The 17,684-nt window shown below is 37.5% G+C and carries 18 protein-coding genes; 16 read left to right on the forward strand and 2 right to left on the reverse strand.

All coding sequences use genetic code 11. The annotated features are described in order from the left end of the window. Window positions 1-102: 102 nt before the first annotated feature. The 16 genes from LDX58_RS00610 to LDX58_RS00685 all read left to right on the forward strand — a co-directional run bounded on the left by LDX58_RS00610 (window position 103) and on the right by LDX58_RS00685 (window position 15,742). Complete coding sequence (locus tag LDX58_RS00610) at window positions 103-843, forward strand: DUF502 domain-containing protein (protein WP_227934934.1); 741 nt, start codon at window positions 103-105, stop codon at window positions 841-843. Then, a complete protein-coding gene (locus LDX58_RS00615; RefSeq protein WP_227934935.1) occupies window positions 840-1,238 on the forward strand; it encodes a cytidine deaminase in 399 nt (132 codons plus the stop codon). The genes LDX58_RS00610 and LDX58_RS00615 overlap by 4 nt, the downstream gene beginning before the upstream one ends. Next, the gene (era, locus tag LDX58_RS00620; RefSeq protein ID WP_227934936.1) at window positions 1,231-2,142 is read left to right on the forward strand and encodes a GTPase Era; all 912 of its coding nucleotides are present in this window, start codon (window positions 1,231-1,233) and stop codon (window positions 2,140-2,142) included. The genes LDX58_RS00615 and era overlap by 8 nt, the downstream gene beginning before the upstream one ends. 490 nt (window positions 2,143-2,632) lie before the next feature. Further along, window positions 2,633-2,779: a YqzL family protein gene (locus LDX58_RS00625; RefSeq protein WP_227934937.1), complete on the forward strand. Its 147-nt coding sequence runs from the start codon at window positions 2,633-2,635 to the stop codon at window positions 2,777-2,779. A 39-nt stretch (window positions 2,780-2,818) separates the two neighbouring features. Next, entirely contained in the window at window positions 2,819-3,571 is a 753-nt protein-coding gene (recO, locus tag LDX58_RS00630) for a DNA repair protein RecO (protein WP_227934938.1), read from the forward strand. Window positions 3,572-3,897: 326 nt separating this feature from the next. Then, window positions 3,898-4,794, forward strand: coding sequence for a glycine--tRNA ligase subunit alpha (gene glyQ, locus LDX58_RS00635; protein ID WP_227934939.1), 897 nt, complete (start codon window positions 3,898-3,900; stop codon window positions 4,792-4,794). Further along, the gene (gene glyS / locus LDX58_RS00640) at window positions 4,781-6,862 is read left to right on the forward strand and encodes a glycine--tRNA ligase subunit beta (protein WP_227934940.1); all 2,082 of its coding nucleotides are present in this window, start codon (window positions 4,781-4,783) and stop codon (window positions 6,860-6,862) included. The genes glyQ and glyS overlap by 14 nt, the downstream gene beginning before the upstream one ends. A 252-nt stretch (window positions 6,863-7,114) precedes the next feature. After that, the gene (gene ccpN, locus LDX58_RS00645; RefSeq protein WP_227935466.1) at window positions 7,115-7,750 is read left to right on the forward strand and encodes a transcriptional regulator CcpN; all 636 of its coding nucleotides are present in this window, start codon (window positions 7,115-7,117) and stop codon (window positions 7,748-7,750) included. Between the two features lie 19 nt (window positions 7,751-7,769). Continuing rightward, window positions 7,770-8,585 carry a pyruvate, water dikinase regulatory protein gene (locus LDX58_RS00650; RefSeq protein ID WP_227934941.1) on the forward strand — a complete coding sequence of 272 codons (816 nt, stop codon included), beginning with the start codon at window positions 7,770-7,772 and terminating at the stop codon, window positions 8,583-8,585. Window positions 8,586-8,979: 394 nt separating this feature from the next. After that, on the forward strand, window positions 8,980-9,444 hold the full coding sequence (locus tag LDX58_RS00655) for a YaiI/YqxD family protein (RefSeq protein ID WP_227934942.1): 465 nt from the start codon (window positions 8,980-8,982) through the stop codon (window positions 9,442-9,444). 56 nt (window positions 9,445-9,500) lie between these two features. Further along, the gene (gene dnaG, locus LDX58_RS00660; protein ID WP_227934943.1) at window positions 9,501-11,300 is read left to right on the forward strand and encodes a DNA primase; all 1,800 of its coding nucleotides are present in this window, start codon (window positions 9,501-9,503) and stop codon (window positions 11,298-11,300) included. Between the two features lie 40 nt (window positions 11,301-11,340). Beyond that, window positions 11,341-12,459, forward strand: coding sequence for an RNA polymerase sigma factor RpoD (gene rpoD, locus LDX58_RS00665; protein ID WP_227934944.1), 1,119 nt, complete (start codon window positions 11,341-11,343; stop codon window positions 12,457-12,459). Between the two features lie 172 nt (window positions 12,460-12,631). After that, window positions 12,632-13,165, forward strand: a complete 534-nt coding sequence (locus LDX58_RS00670; RefSeq protein ID WP_227934945.1) for a hypothetical protein — start codon at window positions 12,632-12,634, stop codon at window positions 13,163-13,165. A 145-nt stretch (window positions 13,166-13,310) separates the two neighbouring features. After that, window positions 13,311-13,688 carry a cytochrome c550 gene (gene cccA, locus LDX58_RS00675; RefSeq protein WP_227934946.1) on the forward strand — a complete coding sequence of 126 codons (378 nt, stop codon included), beginning with the start codon at window positions 13,311-13,313 and terminating at the stop codon, window positions 13,686-13,688. A gap of 228 nt (window positions 13,689-13,916) precedes the next feature. Next, a complete protein-coding gene (locus LDX58_RS00680) occupies window positions 13,917-14,624 on the forward strand; it encodes a tRNA (adenine(22)-N(1))-methyltransferase (protein ID WP_227934947.1) in 708 nt (235 codons plus the stop codon). Beyond that, a complete protein-coding gene (locus tag LDX58_RS00685) occupies window positions 14,621-15,742 on the forward strand; it encodes a Nif3-like dinuclear metal center hexameric protein (RefSeq protein ID WP_227934948.1) in 1,122 nt (373 codons plus the stop codon). The genes LDX58_RS00680 and LDX58_RS00685 overlap by 4 nt, the downstream gene beginning before the upstream one ends. 325 nt (window positions 15,743-16,067) lie before the next feature. Here LDX58_RS00685 and LDX58_RS00690 read toward each other — a convergent pair whose 3' ends face one another. Both LDX58_RS00690 and LDX58_RS00695 read right to left on the reverse strand, forming a co-directional pair. Beyond that, the gene (locus LDX58_RS00690; RefSeq protein ID WP_227934949.1) at window positions 16,068-17,012 is read right to left on the reverse strand and encodes a 4-hydroxy-3-methylbut-2-enyl diphosphate reductase; all 945 of its coding nucleotides are present in this window, start codon (window positions 17,010-17,012) and stop codon (window positions 16,068-16,070) included. Window positions 17,013-17,146: 134 nt separating this feature from the next. After that, window positions 17,147-17,641: a CarD family transcriptional regulator gene (locus LDX58_RS00695; RefSeq protein ID WP_227934950.1), complete on the reverse strand. Its 495-nt coding sequence runs from the start codon at window positions 17,639-17,641 to the stop codon at window positions 17,147-17,149. Window positions 17,642-17,684: the final 43 nt, after the last annotated feature.

Consider the following 17,684-nt stretch of genomic DNA (forward strand, 5'->3'; position numbering starts at 1 on the left):
AGAGGCGATGGTCCCCTCGTAATAAATTTAACATGGACCGCGTCATCGTAATCCCCTTTTGATCGAAAACTTATAGATTGGTTGAGAGGAGTACCCTCTATTATGTGGAAAAGGTTTCAAAAAAATATTATCTCTGGAATCATTTTTTTACTTCCAGCCATTGCAACAATCTATGTAATCCAATTACTTTTTGGACTTGTAGACTCGTTTCTTGGAGCTTTTATAACAGATCTGTTAAAAGCGCTTAATGTTATCACAACTGTTGAAGGTCGTATCTATTTTCTGGGAGTATATACACCATTCTCAGAACGTTTACTAGGGATTGGTTTTGTCTTAACGATCTTACTTATTACGTGGGTAGGAGCTATGCGTATTCAAGGGAAGGGAAGCCGAATTTTTGGAACGATCGACCGCACCTTTCGTCGGATTCCAATTGCAAACTCAATTTATACTTCTGTTGAACAAGTTATTCACGCATTTGCTCAAGAACGTTCATCGTTTAAGAATGTTGTGCTTGTTGAATATCCTAGAAAGGGACTTTATACGATTGGTTTCCAAACAGGTGAATCTAGAGGTGAAGTTCAGCGATTAACCTCTAGAGATTGTATAAATGTCTTTTTGCCTACTACCCCAAACCCAACATCGGGTTGGCTTGTTTTAGTCCCTAGAGAAGATGTAATTCTTTTAAATATGTCAGTTGAACAAGGACTTAAATTCATCATATCTGGTGGGGTCGTCGTACCTCCAGACCCAGGATCTGTTGTGGACGATATGGAAACGGAAGTGGACTTTCACAATATGGTTGTTCATGTTCGTTCGAGAAGAAAGGATGATGAGAAATGAATAAGCATGAATTAATAGTTGAAGCTAAACGTGCAAGGGAGCAAGCGTATGTACCTTATTCTAAGTTTCCAGTGGGAGCAGCTATTTTAATGGAGGATGGAACCGTGTTTTTAGGTGCTAATATTGAAAATGCTTCTTTTGGTTTAACAAATTGTGCAGAGAGAACAGCTTTGTTTAAAGCTTATTCAGAAGGGAATCGTAAAGTGGAAATGGTTGCTGTTGTGGCAGGATCTGATCGTCCTGTACCTCCATGTGGAGCCTGCCGTCAAGTGATGGTCGAGCTTTGTTCCCCTGGCACAAATGTAATTCTTACAAATTTAAAAGGTGATATATTAGAAATGACGGTAGCTGAATTGCTGCCGGGAGCATTTACAGCGGAGGATATGAATGAATAATCAAAAAGGATTTAAATCAGGGTTTGTCTCTATTATTGGTCGTCCTAATGTCGGAAAGTCTACGTTAATAAATCATGTTATTGGTCAAAAGATTGCCATTATGTCGGACAAGCCACAAACAACTAGAAATAAAATACAAGGCGTTTACACAAGTAATGAATCACAAATTGTTTTTATTGATACACCAGGAATCCATAAACCTAAACATAAACTAGGCGATTTTATGATGAAGGTAGCTCAGAATACGTTAAGAGAAGTTGACCTAGTACTTTATGTTATTGATGCAACAGAAGCTTTTGGATCAGGAGAAGAATTTATTATTGAAAAGTTAACGGGAATAAAAACTCCAGTTTTCTTAGTCATTAATAAGATCGATAAAATCAAACCGGATGACATTCTCGGTGTGATTGAAACGTACAGAACAAAATTAGATTTCAAAGAGGTCATCCCAATCTCAGCTCTTCAAGGGAATAATATTCCAACTCTTATGGAGCAAATTACCAACTACTTGGACGAAGGTCCACAATATTATCCTAGCGACCAAGTGACCGATCACCCAGAACGATTTGTAGTAAGTGAGCTCATTCGAGAAAAGGTTCTCCATTTAACAAGGGAGGAAATTCCTCATTCTGTTGCTGTTAATGTGGAACAAATGAAGACGCGTGGGAACGGGGAAACTGTCTATATTGGGGCTACAATCATTGTTGAGCGTACTTCTCAAAAAGGGATTATTATTGGAAAACAAGGCTCGATGCTAAAAGAAGTTGGGAAATTAGCAAGAACGGACATTGAGACGTTATTAGGATCTAAAGTCTTTTTAGAGTTATGGGTAAAGGTCCAAAAAGACTGGAGAAATAAGGCTTCCCACTTACGTGATTATGGATTTAGAGAGGATGAGTATTAAAGAGTAGAAGAAAAAGGTCAAATTTATCCTTTTTCTTCTGCTCTTAGCAATGAACGAAGCCGCTGCCATGTCTTGAGTCTTTTCTGAGTGGGGTTCTCAGGAAAGGCACGCAACGTGCGGAGCCATTGTCAAAACCAAAGTAAGAAGGTAGTTTGAATCCGTAATAAAAAACTAGAAGCAACTTAAGTAGTCATTGCCATTTCAGGTGGGTGATTTCAAATTGAGTGGCGAGTGAACACTCCTTGAAAGAGGGACGCGAATTAGAAAATAACTCTCATATTTCTTTCCCCATTAAACAATGACTAGGTGTCTAGCCATTGTTTTTTTTTATTTGAACGCTTATCATTAGAGTAACGATATCCCCTTAGGGAGATCTAAAAAGTCAAGTGTTTTTAATTAACAATTTTTCCTTAACATGATTTAAGAAAAGAAGGTCATCATACAAGTATAGAGCGTTGAAGTCTTATGAAGAAGAAAGGTGGAATCTGATATGCTCGATTTTTCTTGGAAAGTCTTTTCAATGACAGGTAATGTGGATACGTATTTATTATTGAAAGAGCTAGAGCGAGATTCAGACGAACAATTCGGACAAGAAGACATAGAGGACATTGAAACAACAGACTCGCCAACGCATTAACAGTATGTTGACACCTCACGAAGAATGTGTGGTGATAGAATGATTCAAAAAGTAGAAGGTTTAGTTATTCGTACGACGGATTACGGGGAATCAAATAAAATTTTGACGTTATTTACTAGGGAATTAGGTAAGGTTGGAGTTATGTCTCGAGGAGCCAAAAAACCTAAAAATCGTTTATCTGCGGCTTCCCAATTGTTCATGTATGGTACTTTTGTTTTTCAGCTAAGTTCTGGACTCGGAACATTAAATCAAGCTGATATCTCAAATTCGTTTCGAGAGGTTCGGAATGATTTATTTCGAGCCTCTTATGCAACGTACATAGTCGAACTTACGGATAAATTAACAGAAGATAGACAACGAAATCCCTATCTTTTTGAATTGCTTTATCAAATGCTCTATTATTTAAATGAAGGTATAGATCCAGAAGTATTACTTCGGATTTATGAAGTGAAGATGCTTGCTGTTGCAGGAATAAAACCGGAGTTAGATCAATGTGTAAGTTGTGCATCGACTGATGTTCCTGTTGCCTTTTCTATTCGACATGCTGGATTTTTGTGTGAACAATGTTTACATCAAGATACAAAAGCTTACCGGTTATCAGCGCATGCAGCTAGACTATTGCGATTGTTTTATTATTTTGATTTACAAAGACTTGGCGAGATTTCCTTAAAGAAAGAAACAAAAAAGGAATTACAAATCATTATTTCGGCTTACTATGATGAATATTCAGGATTACGGCTAAAGTCTAGAAGGTTTCTTGAACAAATGGAACGGATGAATGGATTTGAATAATGGCAAGTTGACAGTCAAGTTGGATTTTTAGTATGATGCTAATAATAAGATATGGTGCATAGATGGAAATTAGTATTTACTCTCCTCTTATGAAAGCGAACCTAGGGTGGTGTGAGCTAGGGCTTAAGAAAGTAAAGAAGGCATTCCGGAGCATATTCGTTGAAAGTGATTAAGTGGGTTGCATTATAGTAATCTTCTTAATAATTAGGGTGGAACCGCGGGAAAAGCTCTCGTCCCTATGTCTAAAAATGACATAAGGATGAGGGTTTTTTCTATGCCATTTTAAATGCGAATGTCACCGATCAAGAATAAGGAGGTAAGAACAAGTGAATGTTCAAAATATGATCTTGACCTTACAAGAGTATTGGTCAAAACAAAATTGTATGATTATGCAAGCGTATGATACAGAAAAAGGGGCTGGAACGATGAGCCCATTTACACTCTTACGTACAATTGGACCAGAACCGTGGAATGTGGCTTATGTGGAGCCTTCTCGTAGACCTGCTGATGGAAGATACGGTGAAAATCCGAACCGCTTATACCAGCATCATCAATTTCAAGTTATTATGAAGCCATCTCCAATCAATATTCAAGAGCTTTATTTAAAAAGCCTTGAGGCTCTTGGAATTAATCCACTCGAACATGATATTCGCTTTGTAGAGGATAACTGGGAAAATCCTACTCTTGGTTGCGCCGGTTTAGGATGGGAAGTTTGGTTAGATGGAATGGAGATTACTCAATTTACCTATTTTCAGCAAGTTGGAGGCCTAGAGGCAAATCCGGTTTCAGCGGAAATTACGTATGGACTAGAAAGACTTGCATCCTATATTCAAGATAAAGAAAATGTTTTTGATCTTGAATGGGTAGAAGGATTCACTTACGGCGATATTTTTAAACAGTCAGAATATGAACATTCTAAGTACACATTTGAAGTATCAGATAGTCAAATGCTCTTCTCTCTATTTGGTACATATGAGCAAGAGGCAAAGCGTGCTTTGGATGAAAACCTTGTTTTTCCAGCATATGATTATATTTTGAAATGTTCACATACATTTAACCTGCTTGATGCTAGAGGAGCGATTTCTGTTACAGAGCGTACAGGTTACATTGGTCGAGTTCGAAACTTAGCTCGTGCTGCAGCAAAACTTTATTATAATGAGCGTGAAAGACTAGGATTTCCAATGTTAAAAAAGAAGGAGGGAGAAAATAATGAGCAAGCGTGATTTTTTACTAGAAATTGGATTGGAAGAGTTACCAGCCCGTTTTGTGACGGATTCAATGAACCAATTAAAAGAAAAAGTAGAAACGTGGTTAAAAAATGAACGCCTAGAATACAGTGAAATTCAAGCCTTTGCTACACCAAGAAGATTAGCTGTCATAATTGAAGGGCTGGCTGAAAATCAACCGAATATTGAAGAAGAGGCTAAAGGCCCTGCCAAGAAGATTGCTTTTGATGAAAATGGGAATTGGACAAAAGCAGCGGCTGGATTTGCAAGAGGACAAGGAGTAAGTACGGATTCATTATATTTTAAGGAAATCAAAGGTGTTGAATACATTTATGCGAACAAATATATTCAAGGAAAAAAGACCATTGAACTTCTACCGGCATTAAAAGAACTTATTACTTCTCTGCATTTTCCGAAGAATATGCGTTGGGGAAACAATGACCTTCGTTTTGCTCGTCCAATTAGATGGCTTGTGGCAATGTATGGAAAAGAGGTTATTCCTTTTTCAATTACATCAATCAAAACGGGATCTAAAACATATGGACACCGTTTTCTTGGTAATGAAATAGAAATTAGTGAGCCTTCAGAATATGTAACTTCTTTACTAGCGGAATATGTAATCGTTAATCCAGAAGAACGAAAAAGAGGAATTCGTAATCAGATTGAATCGATGACAGAAGGAAATAATTGGCTTGTTTCCATTGATGAATCACTTTTAGAGGAAGTAACCCATTTAGTTGAATACCCAACAGCCCTTTCTGGAAGTTTTGATAAGAGCTTTCTTCAGTTACCTAAAGAAGTTTTAATCACTTCAATGAGGGAGCACCAGCGCTACTTCCCAGTACAAGATCATTCAGGTGACTTGTTGCCTTATTTCATTACTGTCCGTAATGGGGACCATAAACATTTAGATAATGTCTCTAAAGGGAATGAAAAGGTATTAAGGGCTCGATTATCAGATGCAGCGTTCTTCTACGCGGAGGACCAAAAATTAAAAATCACGGATGCTTTAACTAGATTAGAACAAATTGTCTACCATGAGGAATTAGGTTCAATCGGTGATAAAGTACGTCGTGTAGGTGAAGCTGTAACGAAAATGTCTCAGTTGTTAGCTGTAGATGAAAAAACAGAAAAGACAGCTAGTCGTATTGCTGAAATTGGTAAATTTGACCTTGTTACACAAATGGTTAATGAATTCCCGGAATTACAAGGTAGAATGGGAGAAGTTTATGCTGATCTCGCTGGTGAGAAAAAAGAAGTGGCTCAAGGAATAAACGAACATTACAGACCGCGTTTTGCTGGAGATACAAGTCCATCTACTTTAGCTGGAACCATTGTCAGCCTTGCAGAAAAGCTAGATACAATTTCGACATGTTTTGCAATTGGACTAATACCGACGGGTTCACAGGACCCCTATGCACTTAGACGTCAGGCGGCTGGTATAGTTCAGATGGTTAATGACCATAAACTGGACGTGAGTCTTGAACAGTTGGTTTCCATTAGTCTTGAAGTGGCTGAATCAAGAAAATTATTAAAAAGTGAAGCAGGAGAAATTAAGTCTGACCTCTTAGAATTCTTTAAGCTAAGAGTAAAGGCATTATTACAAGAACAAGGTGTTCAATACGATGTAGTCGATGCTGTGCTAAACGATCAAATAGGTCATATACCAACGTTAATTACAAAGTCTGTTATCATTTCAGAATTGCATCAGGAAGAAGCTTTTAAGAAAGTGGTGGAAGCATTAAGTCGGGTTACAAATATTGCAAAGAAAGCCAAAGATAGTGGAGCCATCGATGTTGATCTATTTGAAAAAGAAGAAGAAAAACAGCTTTATACTCTTTATGAAGAATTATCGATACAAGTCGAGCAAGCATTAAAACAAGGTAATGCCAAAAAAGCGTATGAGGCACTAGCGAGTTCAGAGCCAATTATTAATCAATATTTTGATCATATTATGGTTATGACTGAAAAAAGGGAAGTGCGAGATAACCGATTAAATCAAATGAGAGAGTTGTCAAAAATTATTCGTTCTTTTGCACAGTTTCAAGCAATTGTCTTTGCTTAAAAGAGGTAGTTATTATTCTAAAGGTAAAAGAGCTGTTCCACCAATGTATTGGTTTGAATCCGAATTTCAAATGTTTTACGGTGATTTTTAAAGAACAAACTCCAACGATGTGAAGTCTTGTAGCAGTTTGTAAAGAGAAAGAAGGATGATTCTACAAAATTTTCATTGATATTCCTTTTCATAAAGGCTTTCATTCGTATATAATAATTTTATATTAGTATGGCACTTTTGTGCTAAGGACGGTGAAAACCAATCGAACTGACAAGCCGGCAAGAAAAAATTGTAGAAATTGTAAAAAATAGTGGGCCTATTACTGGGGAGCATATCGCTGACCAGCTTTCGTTAACACGTGCTACTCTTAGACCTGATTTGGCTATTCTCACAATGGCAGGATATTTAGATGCAAGGCCAAGGGTTGGCTATTTCTATACCGGGAAAACGGGTACGCAACTTTTAGCTGATAAAGTTAAACATATTACGGTAAATGATTATCTATCACGACCAGTAGTTGTTCAGCAATCTATAACTATTTATGATGCGATCTGTGCGATGTTCCTTGAGGATGTTGGAACGCTATTTGTAGTCGATACAGATACAACACTCGTAGGGGTCCTTTCAAGAAAAGATTTACTAAGAGCTAGTCTTGGGAAACAAGCTCTTGAGTCGATGCCTGTAAGTATTATTATGACGCGCATGCCTAATATAACCGTCTGTAAGAAAGAAGACCTAATTATTGAAGTTGCAAGTAAATTAATTGATAAGCAGATTGATGGTTTACCTATTGTGATCGAAGTCGATCGTGGATCTGGTTATGAAGTTGTTGGTCGTATTACAAAGACGAATATAACCGCACTGCTTGTAGATTTAGCAAATGACGAAATGATCTAAATAAAGGAGGGAATGGAGAATGGAAGAGATCAAGCAGCGTCCTGTTGTATATGTTGTTTCCGATTCTGTTGGAGAAACTGCTGAACTTGTTGTAAAGGCAGCTGCTAGTCAATTCAGTAGTGCAGGACTTGAAGTAAGACGCATTCCTTACGTGGAAGATAAGGAGACCATTGAAGAAGTCGTTATTTTAGCAACTAAAGCGAAAGCATTGATAGCTTTCACATTAGTGGTACCAGAGATTAAAGATCATTTACTAACATTGGCAAAAGAGGCTAATGTAGAAACGGTTGATATCATTGGACCTATGCTAGAAAAGATAGGTGTACTCACAAATAAGGCACCGCGTTATGAACCTGGGCTGATTTATCGCCTCGATGAAGACTACTTCCGTAAAGTGGAGGCTATTGAATTTGCTGTTAAATATGACGATGGGAGAGACCCAAGGGGGGTCATCCGAGCGGATATTGTTTTAATAGGAGTTTCAAGAACTTCGAAAACTCCACTATCACAATATCTCGCACATAAGCGGTTAAAAGTAGCGAATGTCCCTCTTGTTCCTGAGGTCGAACCTCCTAAAGAGTTGTTTCATGTAGCACCGAAAAAATGTGTGGGCTTAAAAATTAGTCCAGAAAAGTTAAATGATATTCGGGCAGAACGTTTGAAAGCACTTGGTCTAAAAGCGCAAGCTAATTATGCCAATCTGGATCGCATTAAAGAAGAGTTAGCGTATGCAGACAAAATAATGCAACGAATTGGTTGCCCTGTTATAGACGTTTCTAATAAAGCCGTTGAGGAAACAGCTAACTTAATATCAAGTATGTTTTTAAAAAAATAGAGGGAAAGAGTATCCTGTGAGACCAGGGTGCTCTTTTTTGATGAGCTGAATAGCATAGATTTTTCATCCTTATAGAGGCCTTGTTTTAAAGTATTTTTTTGTTTCTCAGAACGATTAATTTCAGATAAGTAATCAGGTTTGTGGAAATTAAGGTTTTCTAAAATATTTTCACTATGCAAAGCAGGAGAAGTTGCGTATAATAAAGAATTGTGATTCTAAAGGATTATTTTTTTGTCATAAATAAAAAAAGAACAAATAAATTTTAAAAGTCAAGACTTTTTCTTAGTTTTTTGGTAATGATAGTAAGGATAAAAAGAATGAATCACGTAAAAGTTGTTTCGTTCGACAAATATCTACGAAATTCTTTAAAATCATAGCAGGATTTTTGAGAGGAATGTTGAATTCAACTATTATGAATCCTTCAATTCGAACAGTATTCGTGGATGCAGATGCGTGTCCCGTAAAAAAAGAAATAGTAGAAGTTTGTGAGCAGTTACAAGTTAAGATGGTTTTTGTTTCATCGTATGCTCATACATTAACTTTACCGCCTACTGTAAGTATAGTCACAGTTGATAATGAAAAAGAAGCTGTCGATTTATATTTAATGAACAAAGTTCGAAAGGGTGACATTTGTGTTACGCAAGATCATGCGTTAGCTTCGATACTGCTTTCAAAAGGAGTGGTTGTGCTTTCTCCACGTGGACTTGTTTATCAAGATGATACGATTTCACAGATGTTAGATGCAAGATACTTGTCTCAAAAACAGAGAAGAATGGGAGAAAAAACAAAAGGACCAAAACCCTTTCGACAAGTAGATCGGATGAAGTTTACGGAGCAGTTTCTAAAAATTCTTTCTTGAAAAGAAGAGGCTAAAAAAAGCTCGAAATTTAAAAGTTTTGTGATGGTGATGATATTGTGAGCATACGGATACCGGATGAACAGGTTGAACATATTAGACGCTCAGCGGATATTGTCGAAGTGATTAGTGATTATGTACAACTAAAAAAGCAAGGTCGACAGTATATTGGATTATGTCCCTTTCACGGTGAAAAGTCACCGTCCTTCTCTGTTTCATCGGAGAAACAACTTTATCATTGTTTTGGTTGCGGTGCGGGTGGAAATGTATTTTCGTTTTTAATGGAACTTGAAGGACTTACGTTCATTGAGTCTGTTAGAAAACTTGGTACAAAGTTAAATATTGATTTACCTGAAGAAGCGAATTCAGAGAGAACTACAGCTGATGGGCCTCATGAAACGATGCGGACCGCTCACGAGTTAGCTGCAAAACTTTATTACCATGTCTTGACGTTAACTGAGCAGGGAGCAGAGGGGCGTGAATACGTTGAAAAACGAGGGTTTACGAGGGAACAAATAGAGCAATTTCAAATTGGTTTTGCTCCAGACCGATGGGATTCTCTTACAACTATCTTAGATAAACGTGAATATTCTCTTGACTTAATGGTAGAAGCAGGATTACTAGTCGAAAGAGAATCGAAAGACGGTTATTTTGACCGTTTCCGAAACAGACTTATGTTTCCCATATGGGACGGACAAGGAAAAGTTATTGCATTCGGTGGTCGAACAATCTCTGATGAAAAACCTAAGTATTTAAATAGTGCTGATACTCCGGTCTTCCATAAAGGACAGACGCTGTACGGTTTACATTTGGCTCGACCATCCATTCGTAAAGAAGGTTCAGTTATTCTATTCGAAGGGTACGTAGATGTGATTGCAGCATGGGGAGCAGGCCTATCCAATACGGTTGCGACTCTCGGTACCGCTCTAACAGAAGAGCAAGGACGTATTATAAGACGTAATGCAGAAACAGTAACGATTTGCTATGATTCTGATAATGCAGGAATTAATGCGGCTTTTAAATCGGCCAGTATTCTTAAACAAGCTGGTTGCATCATAAAGGTTGCAGATATGCCTGAAGGTATGGACCCCGATGACTATATTCGTACATACGGTGCTGATCGCTTTAAATCGGATGTAATAGGGGCAAGTTTGACATTTATGTCATTTAAGATGCGTTATTTGCGTCGAGGAAAGAATTTAACAAATGAAGCAGAACGAATGCGTTATATTGAGGAAGTTCTTTTAGAAATTTCTATGCTTTCACGAGCAGTTGAGCGAGATCATTACTTACGGCAAATAGCGGAAGAATTTTCTCTCTCTCTAGAAGCGTTAAAACAAGAACTTCACCAAAACATTCGTGCTAACAAAAAAGAGAGTCAATATTCATCTAATGATAAACCGGCACCAACCCGTAAAATAATTGAGACCAAAAGGCTTTTACCAGCTTATCATAATGCTGAGCGTTATTTACTTGCTCATATGATGAGAGATGTTCAAGTAGCAGATGTCGTTTTGGAACGGATTGGTGGCGCATTTAATATTGATGAACACCAAGCAATAGCAGCATACCTTTTTGCCTTTTATGGAGAGGGAAACGAGGCAAATCCTAGTCAATTTATACAAAGCTTAAAGGATGAGAAGCTTATTAGAATAACTACTGAGCTTGCCATGCTTTCGGTAAATGAACATTATCAAGAGCAAGAGTTGCTTGATTATATGAAACAGATTGAAACTTATCCAAAGCGGGTACAAATACAAGAAAAGGAACTTGAAATGAAACGGGAGCCAGATCCTTTGCAAGCTGCAAAGCTGTTAATGGAAATAAACCGTATGAAGCAAGAACTTATTAAGTATTAGGCAAAAGCTTTGGTTGTGAACAATGGAAGGAGGGGATCGAATGGCAGATAAACCATTACGCCCGTTAGCGGAAGGTGAATTGTCCATCGATCAAGTTAAAGAACAATTAGTGGAGATTGGTAAAAAGAGAGGGGTTCTCACGTATGCAGAGATCACAGAAAAACTTGCAGCGTTTGACCAAGACTCCGACCAAATGGACGAATTCTTTGAATACCTTGGTGAACAGGGTGTTGAAGTACTCAATGAAACCGACGACGCGCCAAATCTTCAGCAAGCAGCAAAAGATGAAGAAGAGTTTGATCTAAATGATTTAAGTGTACCTCCAGGTATTAAAATTAATGATCCCGTAAGGATGTATCTAAAAGAAATAGGTCGTGTTCCCCTTCTTTCGGCTGAAGAGGAAATTGAGTTAGCCAAGCGAATAGAACAAGGTGACGAAGAAGCAAAAAGAAGATTAGCTGAAGCTAACTTACGTCTTGTTGTCTCGATTGCTAAACGCTATGTTGGGCGTGGAATGCTATTTCTTGATTTAATCCAAGAAGGTAATATGGGACTGATAAAAGCAGTTGAAAAATTTGACTATGAAAAGGGTTATAAGTTTAGTACGTATGCAACTTGGTGGATTAGGCAAGCGATCACTCGTGCTATTGCTGACCAAGCACGTACAATTCGAATTCCCGTTCATATGGTTGAAACAATCAATAAATTGATTCGTGTTCAACGTCAGCTTCTTCAAGATTTTGGTCGAGAGCCTACACCTGAAGAAGTTGCCCAAGAGATGGAATTGACACCAGATAAAGTTCGGGAAATTCTAAAAATTGCACAAGAACCAGTATCATTGGAAACACCTATCGGTGAAGAAGATGATTCACATTTAGGTGATTTTATCGAAGATCAAGAAGCACTTGCTCCTTCAGATGCTGCTGCTTATGAGTTATTAAAAGAACAACTAGAAGATGTTCTTGATACATTAACAGACAGAGAAGAGAATGTTTTACGTTTACGTTTTGGCCTTGATGATGGACGTACTAGAACATTAGAAGAAGTTGGAAAAGTTTTTGGAGTTACTCGTGAACGTATCCGTCAAATTGAAGCTAAAGCATTGAGAAAGCTTCGTCATCCAAGCCGGAGCAAGCGTTTAAAAGATTTCTTAGAATAGAACGTAAGAGCTAATTTTTGTACTAGGGTTACTTGATAAAGTATACTGTTTCTAAAGGGTCTTGTTCAATACATTAGCAAATGCAAAGAAACGTCTGTATTTCTTTGTGTTTGTTAATTTGCGAACAGGGCCTTTGATTTTATAAGTATTGGTTGGTATTCGGAGGCAAGAGATGGAGTATAAAAGAAAAGAAATCATTATAAAAGAAATCAAGTATTGGAAACAGTCCAAGCTTTTACCTGAACACTACTGTGATTTTTTGCTCACTCTTTATACAGAGGGAGAATCCCTCGATCAAGAGTCAAAAGAAAACAGCGCGGTAACAAAACTTAAACCCTTCCTTTTCTTTATAACTGCCCAATCATTGTTTCTTTTAGCGGTTCTTGTCATTTATTTTACTGATTTTTCTTTAATAATGCAAATAACTATCGTCCTTTTTATTGCCATTACTCTTCTCATTATTGCAAAGAAGTCATTAATTGAATTGTTATCAAACTTATATCTAATGATGACAGCATTTGTTTTTCTTTTGTTAACTGTACATATTGTGTTAACATTTTCAGATGGGAACTCTAATTATTTACTGATATCCATTTTAAGTCATTGTTTAATTTGGTTTTGGATTGGTTGGAAATGGTCGATTCGATTTTTTACCATTTCGGCGATATTAGCTTCAATGGTTTTGCTTTTTTTTCTGTTCCGTTAAAAGAGTGACAAAAAAAGTAAAACTATTAAGTATCCCTTTTCATTGTGATTAAATTCAAGTAGAATGAAAAGGGAATCTTTAAGCGTCTACATAGCTGTTTGACGATATGTGTTTGATCCGATATAACTTAAAGGAGGATATGACGATGAAGGGAAGACCACTTTTACCTTTTGCAGTAACTGCAATTGTTGGGATTTTGCTTATGATTGCTCTTTCTTTTGTAGGGCTAAACCAACGTACTGAAATGAATGCAGATCCTGCAGAAGAAACAGAAGAGGTAACGGAGTTTGAAGATCCGGTTACTGCTGGCGGGGAGCTTGCTCAACAATCATGTATTGGCTGTCACGGTGGAGATCTCACTGGCGGAGCAGGTCCGGCTTTAACGGCACTTGATGGTGTTTATTCGGTAGAAGAAATTGCTGAGATTATCTTAAACGGTAAAGGTGCAATGCCTGCTGTTTCTAATCTAAATGATGTTGAAGCAGATGCGATTGCACAGTATCTATTAGCAGAATCTGAATAATAGTATTAAGACGAGAGTAGCTTTTAAACTCTCGTCTTTCTTTTTGTAAGTTGAAATCCGTTCTTAGAATTAGTAGTATGAAACTAAAAAGGTTGGTTCAAAAGACAATTATCCCTTTTGAAAATCGCTTTAATGGTTTGAATGGTTGTAAAGAAGCTCTTTATCTAGAAGGAAAGCAGCTACTGTCTTTTTCCTGCTTTTTTCTAAGACACATATATAGGTGATAAAATGAATGAAAAACAATTATCTGAAAGATTAGTTCGAGTGGCTAATTATGTTCCAAAAGGCGCAAAAATAGCTGATATTGGTTCAGACCATGCCTATTTACCTTGTTATTTATGTTTACAGGATCCAATAACAACAGCGATTGCTGGAGAGGTGAATGAAGGCCCCTTTCAATCTGCCAAAAGTCAAGTTGTAAAAGTTGGCTTACAAAATCGAATTGAAGTTAGAAAAGGAAATGGGTTAGCCATCCTAAAAAAGGGTGAAGTAAATACGATTACAATTGCAGGTATGGGTGGTGGACTAATAACGGATATCCTTGAGGTAGGAAAAGATAAACTAACAGAAGTGACGACTCTTGTATTACAACCTAATGTCTCAGCTGATATCATTAGAAAGTGGTTGAGGAAAAATGGTTGGATTCTCTCTGCAGAAGAAATTCTCGAGGAAGATGAAAAAATTTATGAAATCCTTGTTGCTCATCCTGGTAATGATACAGAGTTATATACAGAACAAACAGAAGCAAAATTATTATTAGGACCCTATTTAATGGAGGACTGTAATAATATTTTCAAGAAAAAATGGAACTATGAACTGGATAACTGGAATAGAATTTTAACTGAGTTTGAAAAAGCTACTGACACGGAACAGCTAAAACAAAAACGTTTTAAATTAAAAGAAAAGATAAATATGGTGACGGAGGTTTTAAGATGAGTAAATACATAAATGGTCAAGCTATTATTCAACAATTTGAGGCCTGGTCTCCTAAATCCTATGCTGTAGAAGGAGATAAGAATGGCTTAATGATTGGTACGTTAAACAAGCCAATTAAGAAGGTCATGGTTGCATTAGATGTGTTGGAAGAAGTGATAGAGGAAGCGATCAATGAAGAAGTCGATTTAATTGTAGCTCATCACCCTTTGCTGTTTCGGCCGTTGAAGAAAATCGACCTTGATACATCGCAAGGAAGAATTATAGAAAAGGCGATTAAGCATAGAATAACCATTTACGCTGCTCACACTAATTTAGATGTGGCGTTGGGTGGTGTGAATGATATGATGGCTGAAGCACTTGGTTTACATCAAACTGAAGTACTTTCACCTACTCAAATGGTGGGTTTAAAGAAAATTGTGGTCTTTGTTCCTGAAACGCATGTTGGGACAATTAGGGAGGCATTAGGAAAGGCTGGTGCTGGTCATATTGGAAACTATAGTCATTGTACATTTAACAGTAAGGGAGAAGGAACTTTTAAGCCCGAGGAAGGAACGAATCCGTTTATTGGGCAGCAAGGTGAACTGGAATATGTTAAAGAAGTAAAAGTAGAAACAGTTATACCAAGTCATCTTCAAAAGAAAATTATTTCAACGATTATTAAAGCCCATCCATACGAAGAGCCAGCATTTGATATATATCCTTTAGAAAATAAAGGGGAAGTCCTCGGACTTGGCCGAGTTGGACTATTAAAAAACGAGATGACCCTTGCAGATTTCGCTAACCATGTAAAAAAAGTTTTTGATGTAAAAGGAGCTCGTGTTGTTGGGGATTTACATTCACCTGTTCGTAAAGTAGCTGTACTAGGAGGAGATGGAAACAAGTATATGAAGGATGCCATTTTTAAAGGTGCGGATGTATTTGTAACAGGAGATGTCTATTATCATGTAGCTCATGATGCCATGATGGATGGATTGAATATAATCGACCCAGGTCATAATGTCGAAAAGATTATGAAAAATGGAGTAAAACAATTCTTTGAACGTTTCTTAGAGCAAACAAACTACGATACGAAGGTCATAACATCAAAACGAAATACAGATCCGTTTCAATTTGTATAAGAGAATAACCAAACAGGTCGGTTTTTACCTGTTTGGTTATTCTCTTAGCAATGAGCGGAACCGCTGCCAGCTTTTAAGCCTTTTCTGAGTGTACTTCTCAGGAAAGGCGCGCAGCGTGTGGAGCCATTGCAAACATGTTCGCACCCATATAAGGTCGAAGGACGTTATTTACCATTATGAATCAATAGAACGAAATGAGTGAAGCGCTACATCTTTTAAGTCTACTATGAGTGGGGGTTTCTCATTATAGGAGTGCAGAGATTAACGAGTGCTAACGTCTTTAAATGCAGTAACAAAAAACCACCTTTCGAAAGGTGGCTTTTTGTTACTGCTTCGTTTTAACTTTTGGGAGAATCTTTTGAAGTGACACTTTATGTTCAACCGTCCAAGTAGATTCATCATCAGAATTGTATTTTTCTAAAAAAGAAATAACTTCTTTCGTAATTGGAGTAGGGGTAGAGGCACCTGATGTGACACCAACTGTCTCCACACCTTTCAACCACTCAAGTTTCAATTCCGAGATGTCCCCAATCCGGTAAGCTGTTGTACCGGCTATTTGTTCAGACACTTGTGCTAAACGATTGGAATTGTTGCTTTTTGGGTCACCTACAACAATTACAAGATCGCACTCTTTCGCTTGTTCAGCAACTGCTTCTTGTCGAACTTGAGTAGCAAGGCATATTTCATTATGAACCTCAGCATTTGGATATACTTCCATGGCTTTTTTCATAATGTCACTAACATCCCATTGACTCATAGTTGTTTGATTGGTGATGATGATTTTTTCTGTTGAAATCGATAAATCTTCAACATCAGCAATCGATTCAACGAGATGAACAGATTCTGGAGCAACACCGATAGCACCCTCAGGCTCTGGATGGCCCTTTTTTCCAACATATATAATCTGATAACCATCAGCCACCTGATCTCGAATCAAATCATGTGTGCGGGTTACGTCTGGACATGTAGCATCAACGACTGTAAGACCTTTTTCTTTTGCTAACTTTCTTACTTCGGGTGAAACTCCGTGTGCTGTAAAAATAACGGTACCTTTGTTGATTTGATTTAAAATTTCAACACGATTAGGACCATCTAAAGAGATAATCCCATCTTCTTCAAAAGCATCTGTAACGTGCTTGTTATGAACAATCATTCCTAAAATATAAATGGGTCTTGGTAAATCCAAGTTTGCTGCAGCTTGTCTAGCGAGAACCATGGCATCAACCACGCCGTAGCAATATCCTCTTGGAGAAATTTTCTTTACATTCATGAGAGGCCTCCTACGAATAGAACGATTTAGTAAAAAAGTTCTTTTAATAAGAATAGCACCATCCGTAGATTACCGAATGGTGTATTTTCTTAAGCTTTATTTAGTATAAAGGAGTTTTTAATCAGTGACAATGCTTACGCTTCTTTTAACTCAATAAGAGCATCGTCTATAAATTCATATGCTTGCTCCTCAGTCATATCGTTAACGAGTACTAATTCGCTAGCAATCATTTGACGAGCTTTCTGAAGGTGATTACGATCTTGGATGTGGAGGCCATTTGCCCGTTCTGTTTGTTTCCTTGAAAGAGAAGAAATCAAATGAGCTGCATCAATGATGCTTCCGCTCTTTAAGAGATTTTCGGTCTCACGAGAGAAGTGACTTGTAGAAGGTGGAATATCTGGTCCATTTTGCAAAGCATCTACAAGAGAATCTAACTCTGATTGGTCTATAATCTTACGCAATCCAGAATCATTAATTTTGCTTTCCGGAAGCATAAGCTTCACATCAACGAGTGGGAAATTAAGAATAAAATAAGAATGTGTTTCTCCTAATACATCCTTTTCTTCTATATCTTGAATTGTACCAGCGCCGTGATAAGGATAGACTACGTGATCGCCAACTTTAAACATGGGCATTCCTCCAATCGGGTTGTAATCACAGTATAACATAAAA

Origin of the sequence: Alkalihalobacillus deserti (assembly GCF_020734105.1) — a bacterium.
Taxonomy (GTDB): domain Bacteria; phylum Bacillota; class Bacilli; order Bacillales; family Bacillaceae_D; genus Halalkalibacter; species Halalkalibacter deserti.